Origin of the sequence: Pseudomonas sp. PD9R, assembly GCF_019200975.1 — a bacterium.
GTDB lineage: Bacteria > Pseudomonadota > Gammaproteobacteria > Pseudomonadales > Pseudomonadaceae > Aquipseudomonas.
Genome location: NZ_JAHTMR010000004.1, coordinates 71,340 through 88,127, shown reverse-complemented (window position 1 = coordinate 88,127; position 16,788 = coordinate 71,340). Strand labels below are relative to the sequence as shown.

At 60.6% G+C, this 16,788-nt stretch carries 13 protein-coding genes; 2 read left to right on the top strand and 11 right to left on the bottom strand.

What is annotated here, in order from left to right; all coding sequences use genetic code 11:
* The 10 genes from KUF73_RS10535 to KUF73_RS10490 form a co-directional block, all read right to left on the bottom strand.
* The gene (locus tag KUF73_RS10535; RefSeq protein WP_218437987.1) at nt 1-2,100 is read right to left on the bottom strand and encodes an acetate--CoA ligase family protein; all 2,100 of its coding nucleotides are present in this window, start codon (nt 2,098-2,100) and stop codon (nt 1-3) included.
* 18 nt (nt 2,101-2,118) lie between these two features.
* Entirely contained in the window at nt 2,119-3,279 is a 1,161-nt protein-coding gene (locus tag KUF73_RS10530; RefSeq protein ID WP_218437986.1) for an acyl-CoA dehydrogenase family protein, read from the bottom strand.
* A gap of 42 nt (nt 3,280-3,321) precedes the next feature.
* Entirely contained in the window at nt 3,322-4,113 is a 792-nt protein-coding gene (locus KUF73_RS10525; RefSeq protein WP_218437985.1) for an enoyl-CoA hydratase/isomerase family protein, read from the bottom strand.
* A 362-nt stretch (nt 4,114-4,475) separates the two neighbouring features.
* A complete protein-coding gene (locus tag KUF73_RS10520) occupies nt 4,476-5,888 on the bottom strand; it encodes an amino acid permease (protein ID WP_218437984.1) in 1,413 nt (470 codons plus the stop codon).
* A 208-nt stretch (nt 5,889-6,096) separates the two neighbouring features.
* Nucleotides 6,097-8,358: an ATP-binding protein gene (locus tag KUF73_RS10515; RefSeq protein WP_218437983.1), complete on the bottom strand. Its 2,262-nt coding sequence runs from the start codon at nt 8,356-8,358 to the stop codon at nt 6,097-6,099.
* The gene (locus KUF73_RS10510) at nt 8,355-9,128 is read right to left on the bottom strand and encodes an ABC transporter substrate-binding protein (RefSeq protein ID WP_218438231.1); all 774 of its coding nucleotides are present in this window, start codon (nt 9,126-9,128) and stop codon (nt 8,355-8,357) included. Before KUF73_RS10510 ends, KUF73_RS10515 begins: the two co-directional genes overlap by 4 nt.
* A gap of 5 nt (nt 9,129-9,133) precedes the next feature.
* Nucleotides 9,134-9,850, bottom strand: coding sequence for a response regulator (locus KUF73_RS10505; protein ID WP_218437982.1), 717 nt, complete (start codon nt 9,848-9,850; stop codon nt 9,134-9,136).
* A 113-nt stretch (nt 9,851-9,963) separates the two neighbouring features.
* On the bottom strand, nt 9,964-10,605 hold the full coding sequence (locus tag KUF73_RS10500; RefSeq protein ID WP_218437981.1) for a TetR family transcriptional regulator C-terminal domain-containing protein: 642 nt from the start codon (nt 10,603-10,605) through the stop codon (nt 9,964-9,966).
* A gap of 234 nt (nt 10,606-10,839) precedes the next feature.
* Nucleotides 10,840-11,625 (bottom strand): class II aldolase/adducin family protein, encoded by a 786-nt coding sequence (locus KUF73_RS10495; RefSeq protein ID WP_218437980.1) that lies wholly within the window; start codon nt 11,623-11,625, stop codon nt 10,840-10,842.
* 74 nt (nt 11,626-11,699) lie between these two features.
* Nucleotides 11,700-12,749, bottom strand: a complete 1,050-nt coding sequence (locus tag KUF73_RS10490) for an ABC transporter substrate-binding protein (protein WP_218437979.1) — start codon at nt 12,747-12,749, stop codon at nt 11,700-11,702.
* A gap of 316 nt (nt 12,750-13,065) precedes the next feature.
* On the opposite strand from KUF73_RS10490, the gene KUF73_RS10485 reads away from it, so the two are divergent.
* Nucleotides 13,066-15,027 carry an FAD-dependent oxidoreductase gene (locus KUF73_RS10485; protein WP_218437978.1) on the top strand — a complete coding sequence of 654 codons (1,962 nt, stop codon included), beginning with the start codon at nt 13,066-13,068 and terminating at the stop codon, nt 15,025-15,027.
* 168 nt (nt 15,028-15,195) lie between these two features.
* Complete coding sequence (locus KUF73_RS10480) at nt 15,196-15,792, top strand: cupin domain-containing protein (protein ID WP_218437977.1); 597 nt, start codon at nt 15,196-15,198, stop codon at nt 15,790-15,792.
* On the opposite strand, the gene KUF73_RS10475 is transcribed toward KUF73_RS10480, so the two are convergent.
* Nucleotides 15,789-16,721 carry a helix-turn-helix domain-containing protein gene (locus KUF73_RS10475; protein ID WP_218437976.1) on the bottom strand — a complete coding sequence of 311 codons (933 nt, stop codon included), beginning with the start codon at nt 16,719-16,721 and terminating at the stop codon, nt 15,789-15,791. The two genes, KUF73_RS10480 and KUF73_RS10475, sit on opposite strands and share 4 nt — an antisense overlap.
* Nucleotides 16,722-16,788: the final 67 nt, after the last annotated feature.

Here is a 16,788-nt window from a genome sequence, read left to right as displayed (position 1 = left end):
TCACGCATGGCCGAGGCGAATCAACGCATCGACCGCAGTCGTGCCATCGGCACCGACCAACAATGGGTTCACATCGAGTTCGAGCAACTGCGCGGCGTTTTCGCAGGCGTAGTCAGCCACGGCGCGGATGGCCGTGACCAAGGCGTCGAGATCCGCCGCCTCGCGACCGCGGAAGCCTTGCAGCAACGCGGCACTGCGCAGGCTCAGCAAGGCCTGGCGAATCGCACCGTCGGTGGTCGGCAGCAGCAGGCTGCGACTGTCCTTGAGCAACTCCACCAGAATGCCGCCAGCACCAATCACCAGGGCCAGGCCGAAATCGTTTTCGCGCTTGATGCCGACGATCAGCTCGGCCAACGGCGGCTTGGCCATTGGTTCCAGAAGCAGTTGATCGAAGGCCACGTCTGGCGCATAAGCAGCGATGCTCACGCGCATTTTTTCCAGCGCCGCGCTCAGGGCTGTGTCGTCCTTGAGGTTCAGCGCCACGGCACCGGCTTCGGTTTTGTGTGGCAGTTGAGCGCTGACGGCTTTGAGTACCAGCGGATAACCGAGTGAGCTGGCATCCTTCAATGCGTTGCCTGGCGTGCTGAGCGCGCCGTTGGGGATTGGCAGACCAAACGCTTTCAAAGCCTGCTTGGAGTCCCACTCATTGAGCAACTGGCCTTCGCCACCGAGGGCTTGCGGGCACAGCGGCACCAGTGCCGATTCACCCAGCGCCAAGAGCGCCTGGCGATTACGCTGATAACCGGCGATACGGCCCCAGGCCGCCAAACCATCTTCAACGCCTTGCAAGGCCGGTACGCCTTGCGCATGCAAACGCTCGCGAGCATGAGCCGGTAGCAACTCCGGGAACGCCGAGGTGACAAAACCGGTCTTGCCGTGACGCACCAGCGCCTTGCAGTACAGGTCCAGCAGCAAGTCGCATTCTTTGCGTTCGCCGGTGAATTCCGCCGGGTAGTCGAGCACCAGCATCGCCGCGTCGGCCTCGGTGCGCAGGGCGCTGTCGAGCATGCGATTCAATGCGTCGCCATCGCCCCAGATTGCCGTGGTGAAATCCAGCGGGTTGACCAGGTTGGCGTAGGTCGGTAGCACCTGTGCCAATTCGCCGACTTGTCCGTCGTCGAGTTTGGGCAGGCCGAGGTCGTTGTATTCGGCGTAGTCGGCGATCAGCCCTGCATCGCCACCGGAACAGGCCAGGGCGATCAGGCTATTGCCCGCCGGCAGATTGCCGCAGGCGGCGGCCTTCAAGGTTTCGACAAAGCTCACCGGGCCGCTGACGCGAATCACACCGAGGCGATCAAACAGTGCGTCGTACAGCGCATCGGAACCAGACAGCGAACTGGTGTGACTCAAGGCCAGTTCGGCGCCGATCTGCGATACGCCGGTTTTCAAGGCAATGATCGGGATGCCCTTCTCCAGCGCCTTGTGCGCGGCGCGGGCGAAACCCGGCACGTTTTTCAGGCCTTCGAGGTGCAGGCCGATGGCGGTGACCCGTGGCTCGTCGAGCAGCACGTCCATCAATTCAGCCACGCCCAATTGCGCCTGATTGCCGACCGAGGCCATGTAGGCCACCGGCAGCGAGCGGTCGCTCATCGACAGGTTGTAGGCGAAGTTGCCGCTCTGGGTCAGCACTGCTACGCCCTTCTCCACCGCTTTGCCGCCGTGGGCCACCGGCCACAGCGCGGAGCTGTGCAGGTAGTCGAGCAGGCCGTAGCAGTTGGGGCCGAGCAAGGCCATGTTGCCCGCGGCTTCAATCAATTGTTGTTGCAGGGCCTGGCCTTCGGCGCCGGTTTCGGCAAAACCCGAGGCGTAGCAAATAGCGCCGCCGGTGCCGATGGCAGCGAGTTCGGCAACGCAGGTCAATGTCAGGTCACGGTTGGTCGCAATGAACACCGCGTCCGGGCCGCATGGCAGCTCGGCAATACTGCGCACGCACGGCACGCCTTCAAGGGTGTCGTGTTGCGGATTGACCAGCCACATTTGTCCCTGGTAGCCGCCCTCGGCGCAGCGCTTGAGGGCGCGCGCCATGCTGCGGCCGCCGACAAACGCCACATGGCGTGGCGCGAGCATGCGTTTGAGGTTGTCACGAATGGTTTGAGACATGGGAGTTCTCCGGGGCAATCAGCGCAGCAGCGGCCGCAACAGCTCGCGGGAAATGATGTGGCGCTGGATTTCCGAGGTGCCTTCCCAGATCCGTTCGATCCGCGCGTTGCGCCAGATGCGTTCCACCGGACCTTCGTCCATCAGGCCCATGCCGCCGAAAATCTGCACCGCCTCATCGGCCGCGCGTCCCAGCACTTCACTGGCAAACAGCTTGGCCATGCCGGCCTCGCCATCGGTCATGGTGCCCTGATCCATTTTCCATGCGGTGTGCAGGGTCAGCAGTTCGGCTGCACGAATCTGCGTAGCCATGTCCGCCAATTTGAACGACACGCCTTGATAGGTGCCGATCGGCTGGCCGAATTGCTTGCGATCCGCCGCCCATTGAAGCGCTACGTCCAGCGCGCGTTGCGCCTGGCCGACGCAGTTGGCAGCGACCATCACCCGGCCGGCGGTCAGCCAGGCGTTGGCCACGTCCCAACCCTTGCCGACTTCACCCAGCACTTTGGAGGCCGGTACGCGGCAGTCGTCAAAGAACATTTCGAAGGTGTGGTAGCCGCGGTTGCTCACGCACTTTGGCCCACGGCGAATGGTCATGCCCGGGGTGTTGCGGTCGACCAGGAACGAGGTCACGGCATTACGCTTTTTGCCGTTTTTCTCGTAGGTATCGGTCACGGCGAACACGATGGCGAAATCGGCGTGGCCAGCGTGGCTGATGAAGTGCTTGCTGCCGTTGAGGATGAAGTCGTCGCCGTCACGTACTGCGCGGGTCTTGATCGCGTTGGCATCGGAACCGGCACCCGGCTCGGTCAGTGCAAAGCAGTCGATCTTCTCACCCTGGATGCAGGGCAACAGGTAGTCGTTGATTTGGTCGCCGGTGCAGGCCATGAGGATTTTTGATGGCCGTGCGACAAACACATGCAGCGCCCAGGACACTTTCGACAGCTCGCGCTCGATCAGTGCCTGGGACAGGTAATCCAGACCGCCACCGCCCACCTCTTCCGGCATGTTGAAGGCATAGAAACCGGCGGCAATCGCCTTGCCACGAATCTGTGCCGCCAGTTCCGGGGAGACTTCGTCGGCACGGTCGACTTCGTCTTCATGAGGCAGCAGTTCCTTGGTGACGAAACTGCGTACCGCGTCCACCAACATTTCTTGTTCTTGGGTCAGTTGGAAATTCATGGTGCTACCTGTTGTTCGTGTGCTGAAAGAGGTGTGCCGGGTTTAGCGACCGACGAAATTCGCCGGGCGTTTTTCCATGGCGGCGCGCAGGGCTTCGTTGCCGTCTTCGCTGCGGCCACAGAGCAGGCCGGCGGCGAGTTCCGCTTGCAGTTGCTCCGGCAGGCTGCGATCGGCGCCTTCACGCATGAGTTTTTTGGTTTGGGCAAAGGCGAAAGTCGGCCCGGCGGCCAGGCGTGCAGCGAGTTCGCTGGCGACGGTCAGCAACTGATCGTCGGCGCAGACATCGCTGACCAGGCCGGCGTCGAGGGCACGGTCGGCGCCCCACAATTCGTCAAGGAAGAGCAAGCGCTTGGCTTGCTCGGTGCCGATCAGGCGTGGCAAGTGCCAACTGGCACCGGCGTCCGGCGAGTAGGCCATGCTGGTGTAGCCGGCCTTGAAGCGTGCCGACTGCGCGGCGATGCGCAGGTCGCAGCACAGGGTCAGGTCCATCCCGGCGCCGACGGCGGTGCCGTTGATGGCGGCGATGGTGGGTTTTTCCAGGGTGTACAGGCGAGTCATCAGGGCGTGGGCGGTTTCAGTCCAGCCGTAGCTTTCCAATGCACCGCGTGCTTCGGCGGCGGCCCACTCATCGAGGTCGGCACCGGCGCAGAAACTGCGACCGTTGCCGGTCAGCACGACCACACGCACTGCAGGATCGGCGTTATGTGCGTCTAGCAACGCGTGGATGTTTTTCAGCGTCGGAATGTCCAGCGCATTGCGCTGAGCGGTGCGATTGAGGGTGATCCAGGCAACGCCTGCTTCGACCTGACTGAGCAAAGAATCATGAGTAGTCATGGGGGCCTCGAATTATTTTGGTTGTCTTGAGGTGTTGCGACTTGCGGCCATACTAAACGAGTGTTCAGTAAGGCGGCAATCGGAGAATGAAATGAGCTGTAACAGCTGAAAAACACATTCAACGTGTTGTTTTTATTAGTTTTATTTTTTTGGCAAGCGTGTGTTGCGGTTGGTTTGTTACAACTTTGAACAACTGTGGACATCAAGATCAAAAGATCGCAGCCTTCGGCAGCTCCTACATAGGGGTTTGCGTTTCCCTGTAGGAGCTGCCGAAGGCTGCGATCTTTTGATCTTCCGGTTTGAATCCGGGCATAAAAAAAAGCGACAGTTGGCTGTCGCGTTTTTTTGCTTGCCGCCAACCGTTACACGGTCGGCATGCTCGGCGCCAACACCGCCTCGCGCTTGCGATGGAACACAAAGTAAGCGCCATAGCACAGGGCAATAAAGCCAAAGCCCCAGTACAGCGACGGCCGTTGGGTTTCATCCAGGGCCAGGAATACGAACAACGAGCAGCACAGCGCGATGCACATCAGCGGCAACACCGGGAACCACGGGGCGCGGTATTTCAGGTCGCTGAGTTTGCCGCCGTCACGCAGGTAGGCTTTGCGGAACTTGTATTGCGCCAGTGCGATAACAATCCAGGTCACGGTGCCGGACATGCCGCTCACCGCCATCAGCACCATGAACAAGGTGTCTGCCGCGACAAAACTGGTCATCAATGACACGAGGGCGAAGCACAACGTGATGCTCAAGGCGCGCAATGGCACGCCACGCTTGCTCAACGGCGAAAGACTCTTCGGTGCCATGCCGGTTTTCGACATCGCCCACAGGATACGGGTCGAGGCGTACAGGCCGGAGTTACCGACCGAGAGAATCGCGGTCAGGATCACAAAGTTCATCAAGTCCGCGGCGTAGGGAATGCCGACCATGTCGAACACTTGCACGAACGGGCTTTCCATCAGGCCAGCCTGCTGCCACGGCACGATGGCCGACAGCACGATGATTGCCAGTACATAGAAGATCAGTACGCGGAACACCACGTTGCGCACGGCACGCGGGATGCTCTTTTCCGGCTGATCGGTTTCGCCGGCGGCCACGCCCATGATCTCGCAGCCCTGGAAGGCGTAGACCACGGTCATCATCACCGCGAACACCGCCGACATGCCGTTGGGGAACAATGAATCGCCGATCAGGTTGGTTGCCATCGGCGCCGGTGCGCCACTGCTCAGTGGCATCACGCCGAAAATCACCAGCACACCTACGACGATGAAACCGAGAATCGCCGCGACCTTGATCCCCGAGAACCAATATTCCGCCTCACCGAATGCGCGGGTTGCCATGGCATTGATGCCGAACAGCACCACCACGAACAGCGCTGACCAGTACCAGATCGGCACCGCCGGGAACCAGCGGGTCATCAGCATGCCGGCGGCAGTGAACTCCAGGCCGACAGTGGTGGCCCAGCTCATCCAGTACACCCAGCCGATCATGAAGCCCGTGGCCGGGCCGATGAATTGGGTGGCGTGGGTCTGGAACGAACCGGACACCGGCATCTGCACCGACAGTTCACCGAGGCAGACCATCACCAGGTACATCAAGAACCCGGCGAACAAGTAGGCCAGAATTGCCCCCACCGGGCCGCCCTGATTGATGGTTACGCCGGAGCCCATGAACAACCCGGTGCCGATCACACCGCCCAGCGACAGCATGAAGATGTGTCGGCTTTTCAGGGCGCGGGTCAGTTGGATGCCTTTACGATCGATGTTTTCACTCATGTCGGCACCTCAGCAGTCTGTGAGGGGCGCGGCGCAAGACAGAGCGTCATGGCGCAAGGAAGGATCAGCTTTACGGCAATTCATTATTATTATCTCCAATAAGCTTCGAAGACCGCGCTGCGGCGGTTACGTCGATTATTGGAAAGCCATGTAAGGTCGCGTTGTACGTATAGATCAAAGATGTAAAAAGTCGTAACAAACTTGTACGTCAGCGCGCCAGCAACTCGTCCAGCGCCTGTTGCGAGCGCTCAAGCTGCGCATCCACCGGTGCTGCCAGTGCGCGTATCGCCGATTCGTCGCTAGCCAGCGCCGCCTCTTCCAGCAATCGCAAACTATTGGCCAAGGCACGAAAACCCAGGGAGTCGCTGCTGCCAGCCAAACGATGGGCCAGGTGCGCGACCTCGGTGCTGTCGTCGGCCTCAATGGCCTCCCTCAGCGTCTCACGGTGTTGCAGGATCGAATCGCGCAACACCGCCAGCAAGCCCTGAACCTTCTGTTCGCCAAGCAAGCTGCGATGGGTTTGCAGCAATGGCCATTCGATGGCGTCGTCCTCCCGCACCGGCTCTGGAATCGGCACTTGTCCGGCCAGGGCCTGGCGCAGGTTGTCCAGCTTCAGCGGTTTGGCCAGGATGCCGTCCATGCCCGCGTCGAGGTAACCGCGCACCAACGCCGGCTGAACGCTGGCGGTGAGGGCGAAGATGCGCGTCTGGCGATTCGGCCCCAGGTTAAGGCGGATCAACTTGCACAACACAACGCCGCTAAGACCCGGCAGGTGCACATCCAACAGAATCAGATCGAACACCTGCCCGGCGCAGAGCGCCAATGCCTGCTCGGCCTCTTCCGCCAGCCAGACCTGATGCCCGTCCCGTTGCAGCAGACCCTGGACCACTTCCCGGTTCAGCGCTACGTCCTCGACCACCAGCACGTTCAACGCCGGCCCCGCAACAGCGAGCGGTGCGACGGGCATTTGGCCAATGGCGGGCTGCAACGTCAGTTCGAACCAGAAGCAACTGCCCTGCGCGACTTCGCTGGTAACGCCGATGCTGCCCCCCATCTGCTCCACCAGATGCTTACAGATCGCCAACCCCAAACCCGTGCCGCCGAAGCGTTGCGACACCTCTTCGCTGGCTTGGGTGAAGCGTTCGAAAATCTTCGCCTGCATCGCCGGGGCTATGCCGATGCCGTTGTCAGTGACGCTCACCCGCAGCAGTTGCCCTCGCTGCTCTTCAGGCTGAGTCAGCAACGCCACTTCGACGCGGACCTCGCCGCCTTCGGTGAACTTGATCGCATTGGCCAACAGGTTGCTCAACACCTGTCGCAAGAATTGCTCGGCACCGTGGTGATGCTCGGCCACCCGCTGGTCGACCCGGCACAGCAGCACCGTGTCGTTGTCCAGCGCCTTGGGTTCCAGCAGCGTCAGCACTTCGTCGAGCAATTGGCGAATCGAGAAATCAACGGGTTCGGGAAGGCTGGTGCCCTCCTCCAGTTTGGCGAAATACAGCACTTCATTAAGGATGGTCAGCAATCCTTCGCCGGCCTTGTGCAGCGCATCCAGACGTTTGCCGTCACGTTCGTCCAGGCTGGCACCGCGCAGCAATTCGGCCATGCCGAGGATGCCGTTGAGCGGCGTACGCAGTTCGTGACTCATGGTCGCCAGAAACCGCGACTTGGCCTGGTTGGCCGCTTCGGCTTCATCTTTGGCGCGCATCAGGCTGGCGGTGCGGCGTTGCACCATGCGCAGCAATTCATCGCGGTTGTCCTGCAAAGCCAGGCGATCGGTTTCCCGGCGGTCGATGTCGCTGAGGATTGCCCGACGCATGTCGTCCAGCGCGTAAGCCACGGTGTCGATTTCATCTTGAAAAACGCCACGGTGCTTCTCCAGGCGCAACGGCTCTTGCCATTCCCCGGCGGCGATGCGCCGGGCGAACACGGCCATGACTTGCAGGTGACGGGTCACCAAACGGTAAAACAATCCGGACAGCGCAACGGCCAGACCACAGAGAAACACGCCCATCCACAACAGGCTGGTCAACCCGGTGGCATACAGACGCTGATACACCGCGCCCAGATCGGTGCTGACTTCCAGTTCCCCAAGGTGGCGCAACGGGCCAGACGGCGGTTGATAATCCAGGGCAAAACGCTCGATGCGCAACGGCCCGACCGGGTCCGGATTACCTTGCAGCAAGTCGTAGTCCGGACTGGTCAGGTGCACCCGCGCGACGTCGGAAAAATCCACCAGACCGCGCAACTGCACGTTCAACTGTTCCTGGTTCAAGTCCCACAGACTGCGCTCCAGACTCGCCAAATAGCCGGCACGAATCAGTTCCATGCGCGAGTCGATATCACGCATTTCCCGGCGATATTCGATGTACAACTGCACCGTACTGGCGAGTACGGTGAAGCACAGGCTGAACAGCAGGATGAACAGCAACAGGCGTCGCAACAATCCACCGGGACGGGCGCGAATCATTGCTCGTTCGCCGGCAGGTTGATCATGTCGCGGTAAGTGACTTCGCTTTCATTGAGCAGTCGTTCGATGTCGCCAGCATCGACCATGCGCTGCAACTGCGCGTTGATCTGCGGCATGCGGGTGGCCAGTGGCGAAAGACGTGAAACCGCGACCCGCAGATAGTCCACGCTCAGGGCGGTGGGCAGCGCCACGATGTCTTGCGCCCCGGGCAGGTTCTCAATGTACAGCTGGCCGGTGCGGCGTTCCTGGGTGATGAAGTCGATGCGCCCGCGAATCAGCTTGCCGAAATTCTGGCGGCTGTCGGAGACCCATTCGATGTTGTTGTTTAGCGCGACCATACGATCGAACTCCACGCCATAGCTTTCACCGAACAGCAATCCGCCACGGTATTTGGCCAGGTCCTCGAGGCGTTCGAACGTCACCGGATGCTGGCGATTGATGAACAGCGCGACTTCTTCACGCAGCACTGGCACCGAGGAAAACAGCATGCTCTGCTCCCGTTGCACGGTGCTGTAGGCCAGCACCACGTCGACCCGGCCTTCGGCGGCGTCGAGCAGGCAACGCTTCCAGTTGCCGAGCACCACGATTTCGACTTCGTAGCCCAGTTCACCGAACAGTTTTTTCACCACGCTCGGCGCCAGGCCTCGGACCTGTTTGCCGTCGCTCCAGGAAATCGGCGGGTACACCGGATAATCGCAATAGCGAACCTTTTCCGTTGCTAGCGCATTGCCCGCCAGCAGCGCCAGCAGCAGCCAGAGCAGTCGCCCCACGGTCATCAGGCCGCCAGGCTGGCAGTGAACAGGTAGCCCGCGCCGTGAATGGTGATGATCAATTGCGGTTCGGCCGGGTCGTCATGCAACTTGCGGCGCAAGCGTCCGACCAGCACGTCGATGGAACGGTCGTTGGGTACCCACTCACGGTTGCGGATCTGGTCCATCAGTTGGTCGCGGCTCAGGGTGTGGCCGCTGTTGCGCAGGAACACGCTGAGCAGTTGGTATTCGCCGTGGGTCAGCAGGGTTTCGCCGCCCGCCGCGTCGATCAGGCGCCGGCGGTCGGTATCCAGCGCCCAATCGGCGAACTGTTTGACCGGTTTGGAGGCGGCTGCAACCGGCGCAGGCGTCTGTGCGTGACGAACCCGACGAATCAGGTTTTTCGCCCGGGACACCAGTTCCCGTGGATTGAGGGGTTTGATCACGTAATCATCGGCGCCGCATTCCAGGCCGACGATGCGGTCGATTTCATCGTTGCGCCCGGTGATCAGGATGATCCCGACTTCCGACCGCACCCGCAGTTCGCGGGTCAGCGTCAGGCCGTCCTTGCCCGGCAAGCGGATGTCGAGCATGACCAGGTCAACGGTCTGGCCGGCCAGAAAGGTTTCGGCCAGTTCCGCCGTGGCGGCGCAATGGACCTCGTAGCCTTCCTGGGACAAGTAGGCCTGCAACAGTTCACGAATCAGCGGATCGTCATCGACGATCAGTACCCGAGGCGTCATTACTTGGTGTCCTGCACGTGCCCGAAGGCGTATTTCTTATTAGAGTGTTTTGCTGCATCAGCGCCAGAGAGTAGCCATAGCTGAACAGGTGATCAACAGCTGCTCGTCTGCACTCACGTTGTCTTCATGCAAAAGCGCTGACGGCCACCGGCCTGTAACCCATCGACCCAAGCCTCGCAAATCTGCATGCCCTGCTCTGGGGTAAAGGTGCCGGGGTTGAGCCCGGACTCCAGCCACAAGCCATCGAGCAACGCACTGAGGCTGATGGCCGCGAGGTCGGCGTCGAAGTTTTCCCAGCCCTCCTCCTGCGCCAGTTCTGTCAGCACCTTGCGCAAGATACCGCGGTACTCGCCATAGGAATGATCGTGCGCCTGGTTGATCGCCTCGGCGGTTTTAACCGCGCCCCAGAACGCGAGCCAGGCATCGATCAGTTGCGGGTCGAGCAATTCGGCGGAGAACGAACCGCGAAAAAATGCCGACAACCGTTCGCGAGCGCTGGGCGCCGCCTGTTCCATGGCATCGCGCAGCAGGGTCATGACCCGTCCGGTGATCGCCATGTAGGCCTCGGCCACCAGTTCGTCCTTGCCGGAATAGTGATGGCTGATCAGCCCCACCGAAACGCCCGCCTCAGCGGAAATCTTGCGGATCGACGCACCCTGGAAGCCATGGCGCTTGAGACACACCAGCGTCGCCTCGATCAGATTGGCCTTGCGCAACTCCGGTTCCATGCGGGAAAAACGGGCTTCCTGATTCATCGGCGACACGCTCCTGGATTCGTCATTGGGGCTCGTTTGTGGTTGCGAGCTGAACGACTGTACAGCAAGAGCGTGGCAAGTCTCCAGTCGGTTGCTTGCCGAATAACCAGTGGCACCACAAATCTCATGTAGAAGCTTGCGCAGGCTGCGATCTTCTGATTCTTGAATAATCAACATCAAAGGATCGCAGCCGGCGGCAGCTCCTACATTTCAAGCGTGCTGCTCACGATGGATTCAATCGCGATACCCCGGCGCCACCCGATCCAGCAACCGCAACATGGCCGCCCAGGCCAATTGCATCGCATCCGGGTCGTTGAGCTCGCCTTCTTCCAGCGGCCGGCCGGGGTCATTGAACTGACGCTCGGTGTGGGCGCAAACCTCGTGCGACGGCAGCACCAATTCACCGGCGGCTTGCGCAGCCAGCTGAATCTCGCAGGCTTTCTCCAGGTAATACATGCGCAAAAACGCCTGGCTCACGGTTTCGCCAACGGTCAGCAAGCCGTGGTTGCGCAGCATCAATACGGGCTTGTCGCCGATGTCTTGCACCAGTCGCTGTTGCTCGCTCAAGTCCAGCGCCACGCCTTCGTAGTCGTGGTAAGCGACCCGACCGTAGAACTCCATGGAAATCTGATTCACCGGCAGTAACCCGCACTTCAACGCGGCGACCGCGCAACCGGACTTGGTGTGAGTGTGCAGCACACATTGCGCGTCTTCACGGGCAGCGTGAATGGCGCTGTGAATCACAAAACCGGCCGGGTTCACCGGGTACGGCGACGATTCCACGGCGTGGCCCTGGAGGTCGATCTTCACCAGGTTGGACGCCGTGATCTCATCGAACATCAGCCCATAGGGGTTGATCAAAAAGTGATGTTCCGGCCCCGGCAGGCGTACCGAAATATGGGTGAAGATCAGGTCGGTCATGCGGAAGTGCGCAATCAAGCGATAACAGGCTGTCAGTTCTTCACGCAGGCGCTGTTCGGTTGCGCTGCGCACAGGCAGATGGCTCGCGATCTTATTCATTGTTGGGGTTCTCCAGGCTGGACGGCTGGGCAGACAGTACGGCTGGACGTGCTCGGACGTCCAGCCAGAATCGGTTATTTGCTGGCCCAGGCGTTGAAGCGTTCTTCAAGCTCTTCGCCATGGTCGACCCAGAAACCGACGTCCATCGACAACGCACCCTTGAGGTTCTGTGGCGCCGTCGGCACCCACTTCGCCAACTTGTCGTCCAGCCGTGCGGCGGCTTGCGTGTTGGTCGGGCCATAAGGGATCAATTGCACAAAGTTGACCTGAGGATCGGGCTGGTTGGCGAAGGCGATGAAACGCTTGGCCTGATCGACATGTTTGGATCCCTTGATGATCGCCCAGTAGTCCATCCCATAGAGGCTGCCGGGCCATACCAGGCCGAGATGACTGCCGCTTTGCGCAGCAGCGGCGATGCGTCCGCTGTAGGTCGAGGTCATCACCACATCGCCGGCCATCAGCCATTGCGGCGGTTGCGCCCCGGCTTCCCACCACTGGATATACGGTTTGAGTTGTGTGAGCTTGGCAAACGCCCGATCCACGCCCTGCGGCGTATTGAGCACTTTGTACACGTCCTCGACTTTCACCCCGTCAGCCAGCAAGGCGAACTCCAGGTTGTACACCGCGCGCTTGCGCAGTCCGCGTTTGCCGGGGGTTTTCTGCACGTCCCAGAAATCCGCCCAAGAGGTTGGCGCCTGGGCCAGTTTGTCGGTGTCGTAGGCGATGGCCACGCTCCACACCATTGCCGCGGAACCACAATCTTGCGCCGCTTCGGGAATCAACTGATCGGTATGGCCCAGGCGCGTCCAGTCCAGCCGCTCGTACATGCCCTCTTCGCAGCCGCGCATCAGGTCCGGGCCTTCGATCTGCACCACGTCCCAATCGACGTTGCCGGTATCGACCATGACTTTGATTTTGGCCATTTCGCCGTTGTACTCGCTCTGCATCACTTTGCTTTGATCCACGACGCTGAAGGGCTGGAAAAACGCCGCATCCAGGGCTTTTTGTCCGGCTCCGCCGTAAGCGACGATGACCATTTCCGACCCGGCCTGAGCGGTGCCCAGGCCCATGGCCAGACTCAGCACCAAGGGATAAAAACCGTGCTTGAGCGTATTCGATTTCATCAGTGGTTCCTCGTACAGGTGCTAGCCGGACTCGTGCCCGTTTCGCCCTTTTTTATTGTTGGTGAGGTTCGCCCCGGGAGCGGGCTCGAAACGAAACTACTGCAAGCCATAGTAAAAAAACAAGTTGATTTTTTACTACAGGTAAATTTCTATAGCGCAATAATAACAACGCTGAAATCCTGACACCTCTGTAGGAGCGAGCTTGCTCGTGATGGACCTGAGGGCAACGCGTTCATCCAGACAACACGCGTTATCGTTAACGTCTATCGCGAGCAGGCTCGCTCCTACAGGTCAGCCTGCCTGGAGTACCCGGAACATGCCGAGCCCGACCCCTGCTTTTGCACACCTGTTCGAACCGTTGCAGATCCGCGGCAAGCGCCTGAAAAACCGCATCATGTCCAGCGGTCACGACACCTCGATGCCCACCGATAATCTGGTCAACGATCAGTTGATCGCCTATCACCGGGCGCGGGCCGAAGGCGGTGCCGGATTGATCGTCCTGCAAGTGGCCGGCGTGCACGACAGTGCGCGGTACACCTCCCACGTGCTGATGGCCACCGACGATGCCTGCATCGAGGGTTATCGCAAACTTGCGCAAACCTGCCATGCCCACGGCACCGTGGTGTTGTCGCAGGTGTTTCATCCGGGGCGGGAAATCATGGAGTCCAGCGATGGCTTGCTGGCCGTGGCCTACTCCGCTTCGGCGGTGCCCAACGAACGTTTTCGGGTGATGCCTCGTGAACTCGATCAAGCAATGATCGACGAGATCGTTGCCGGCTATGCGGCTGCCGCCAGACGTCTGCATCAGGCTGGAATCGATGGCGTCGAGGTGGTCGCCAGTCATGGTTACTTGCCGGCGCAATTCATCAACCCAAGGGTCAACCGTCGCACCGATGGCTACAACGGCGACCTGGAGCAGCGCCTGCGTTTCCTGCGGGAAGTCATCGACGCGATTCGGGCCAGTACCGACGAACAGTTCATTGTCGGCCTGCGCATTTCTGCCGACGAGCGCGACCCAGAAGGCCTGACTGAAGACGAATCGCTGGCCGCCGTGCAATCGCTGCAAGCTCAACTGGATTATGTGCACATCGTCGCGGGCACCTCTGCATCACTCGGTGGTGCCGTGCACATCGTGCCGCCGATGGCGATTGAGGCGGCGTATCTCGCCAAGGAGGCCGGCACCTTCAAGGCGGGCCTGGACATTCCGTTATTCGTCACCGGGCGCATCAACCAGCCGCAGGAAGCCGAACTGATTCTGGCCCGTGGCCAGGCCGACGTCTGCGGCATGACGCGGGCGCTGATCTGCGACCCGCAAATGCCCAACAAGACCGACAGCGGGCATGTCGAAGATGTGCGGGCCTGCATTGCCTGCAACCAGGCCTGTATCGGCCACTTCCACAAAGGCCTGCCGATTTCCTGCATCCAGGCGCCGGAAACCGGTCGCGAGTTAATTTTCGGCGAGCGGCAAACAACGACAAAACGCAAACGCATCATGATTGCCGGCGGTGGCCCTGCCGGGATGAAAGCGGCGGCCGTGGCGGCGCAACGCGGGCATGAAGTGACGCTGTACGAAGCCAGTTCGCAACTGGGCGGCCAGGTGCTTCTGGCGCAATTGCTACCCCGGCGCAGCGAGTTCGGCGGTGCCAGCACCAACCTGCAACGAGAAATGGAATTGGCCGGCGTGCGCGTGGTGCGCAACACCCGTGTTGATCGCGCCTTGGTGGAGCAGGAAAAACCGGACATGGTGATCGTCGCCACCGGTGCCGAACCTTACTGGCCGCAGTTCGAACGCGGTGGTGAATTGCAGGTGGTGGATGCCTGGCAGGTGCTGCGTGACGAGGTGCAAATCGGCCGTTCGGTGGTGGTGGTCGACTGGCGTTGTGACTGGATCGGCCCCGGCATCGCCGAGCGCCTGACCCGCGCCGGCCATCAGGTACAACTCGCGGTCAACGGCACCCATTGCGGGGAAAACCTGCCACTGTACGTGCGCGATCAACTGGCTGGTGAGCTGCACAAACTGGGCATTCCGATTACGCCTTACGCCCGGTTGTACGGTTGCGATGACAACACCGTGTACCTGCAACACACCGCCAGCGGCGAACCGATGTTGCTGGAAAACATCGACACGCTGGTGCTGTGCCAGGGGCATCAACCGGTGGATACCCTCGGTGCGGAGCTGCAAGGGTTGGTGGAGTTTCGACGTATCGGCGATTGCCTGGCACCGCGTACCGCCGAAGAAGCGATTTATGAGGGCCTGAAAGTCGCGTGGGAGCTTTAAGCCTGTTTATACTCCGGGACCTTACATTCACCCTGTAGGCGCTGCCGAAGGCTGCGATCTTTTGACCTCGTCTTTTTAGCGATCTAAAGACCGCCGAAGATCAAGATCAAAAGATCGCAGCCTTCGGCAGCTCCTACAGGGGCGTAGTCCCACGGTTCGGAATTTTCCATGAGCAACAACAGCAAGTCACAGCCCGCAACCGGCACCGCCGAACCGCATTTTCTCGGCACGCGGATTCGCGGCCTGCGCAAACGCCGGAGCATGACCCTCGCGGAACTGGCGCAACAGAGCGAACTGACCGCCGGCTACATCAGCCAACTCGAACGCAACCTCGCCTACCCGTCGATTCCGGCGTTGTTCAACATTGCCCGCAGCCTCGGGGTAACGATCCAGTGGTTCTTCGCCAGCGAAGCCAACACCGCCCCTGAAGACGACGGCGTGGTGGTGCGCAAAAACGCTCGCCTGAGCGTGCATTACGAAGACGGCATCGTCGATCACCTGCTGACCCCAACCCCCAATCGCCAACTGGAAATGCTCCACTCGCGATTTCCGCCTGGCACTTACAGCCAGCAAAGCTACAGCCACGAAGGCGAAGAAGCCGGTTATCTGCTGTCGGGCAGTTTCGAATTGTGGGTGGGCGATCGTCACTTTCAACTCAATGAAGGCGACAGCTTCAGCTTTTCCAGCCAGGAGCCGCACCGCTACGGCAATCCCGGCGAAGTCGATGCGGTGGTGATCTGGGTGATTACCCCGCCGACCTTTTAACGGCGTCCGCGTCCACTCGGTTGCACGACGCTCGCGCGTTTCAGGGTGTCGCTCGGCAATTCCTTGAACAGTGCGCGGTAGTTGCTGGAAAACCGCCCCAAATGCCAGAACGACCAATGCATCGCCACTTCGGCCACGGTGGTTTGTGATGGCGTGCGGCTGAGCAATTCGCGGCGGGCACTGTTGAGTCGGCGCAGGCGCAGCCATTGGGTCGGCGCCATGCCGGTGTAGGTCTTGAAGGCGTGTTGCAATTGCCGCAGTGAAACCCCGGCAACCTGAGACAACTCCAGCAGGTTGAGCTGTTCTTCAGGCGTATCCGCCGCCCATTCCCCTACCCGTTTCATGATCGCGCGCTCCCCCGCCCGGCGCTGCAGCGCGCCTTGGTCCAGACAGACGCAAGCGTTGTCGAGGATGAACAGGCAATCGTCCAGCAACTGCTCGGTCAGTGCCTCGCGGCTTGGCGGGTCGAAGGTCTGTGACAACCGCGTCAGGGTGCCGCTAAGCCAGCGACTGAACAGCGCGTTCTGCTGCGAATTGAGCGGCGCCATGAACAGACCTTCAAGCCTGGCAACGTCCAACGCATGGCGCTGGACAAACGCCGGCCCGAATACCACGGCGATTTCCTGATAGTTCTCCGGGGTGATCCAGATGTTGCGGCTTTCACCATTCAACACATACAGCGCGTTGTCGCTGCGATCGAAACAAAACGCGAGTGAACCTTGCGGCGCGCTGAAATTCTGCTCGACCCGGGTGTTCATGTGTTCTTCGTAAATCTCTACACCCTGCAAGTCCAGATAACGCACCAACCCCGCGAAATGCCCCGGCGACATCTGCTGGTAATGCTGGACCCAACCCGGTGTGGCGCGGATTTGCTCGGCGACATCGGCGGTATTGAACGCTTGAACCTGTAATGAATTGCACGTTGTCATGGGTGACCTTGCGCACTCTTTTGGTGCGCTTTGTGCTGATTAAAGTGGATAGATGGAACCGCAAGGC

What these genes read in the sequence shown, in the direction of transcription:
- KUF73_RS10500 (WP_218437981.1), bottom strand. Translation starts at nt 10,605, where the DNA reads ATGAATCAGGAAGCCCGTTTTTCCCGCATGGAACCGGAGTTGCGCAAG.
- KUF73_RS10530 (WP_218437986.1), bottom strand. Translation starts at nt 3,279, where the DNA reads ATGAATTTCCAACTGACCCAAGAACAAGAAATGTTGGTGGACGCGGTA.
- KUF73_RS10475 (WP_218437976.1), bottom strand. Translation starts at nt 16,721, where the DNA reads ATGACAACGTGCAATTCATTACAGGTTCAAGCGTTCAATACCGCCGAT.
- KUF73_RS10490 (WP_218437979.1), bottom strand. Translation starts at nt 12,749, where the DNA reads ATGAAATCGAATACGCTCAAGCACGGTTTTTATCCCTTGGTGCTGAGT.
- KUF73_RS10520 (WP_218437984.1), bottom strand. Translation starts at nt 5,888, where the DNA reads ATGAGTGAAAACATCGATCGTAAAGGCATCCAACTGACCCGCGCCCTG.
- KUF73_RS10525 (WP_218437985.1), bottom strand. Translation starts at nt 4,113, where the DNA reads ATGACTACTCATGATTCTTTGCTCAGTCAGGTCGAAGCAGGCGTTGCC.
- KUF73_RS10505 (WP_218437982.1), bottom strand. Translation starts at nt 9,850, where the DNA reads ATGACGCCTCGGGTACTGATCGTCGATGACGATCCGCTGATTCGTGAA.
- KUF73_RS10495 (WP_218437980.1), bottom strand. Translation starts at nt 11,625, where the DNA reads ATGAATAAGATCGCGAGCCATCTGCCTGTGCGCAGCGCAACCGAACAG.
- KUF73_RS10535 (WP_218437987.1), bottom strand. Translation starts at nt 2,100, where the DNA reads ATGTCTCAAACCATTCGTGACAACCTCAAACGCATGCTCGCGCCACGC.
- KUF73_RS10515 (WP_218437983.1), bottom strand. Translation starts at nt 8,358, where the DNA reads ATGATTCGCGCCCGTCCCGGTGGATTGTTGCGACGCCTGTTGCTGTTC.
- KUF73_RS10485 (WP_218437978.1), top strand. Translation starts at nt 13,066, where the DNA reads ATGCCGAGCCCGACCCCTGCTTTTGCACACCTGTTCGAACCGTTGCAG.
- KUF73_RS10480 (WP_218437977.1), top strand. Translation starts at nt 15,196, where the DNA reads ATGAGCAACAACAGCAAGTCACAGCCCGCAACCGGCACCGCCGAACCG.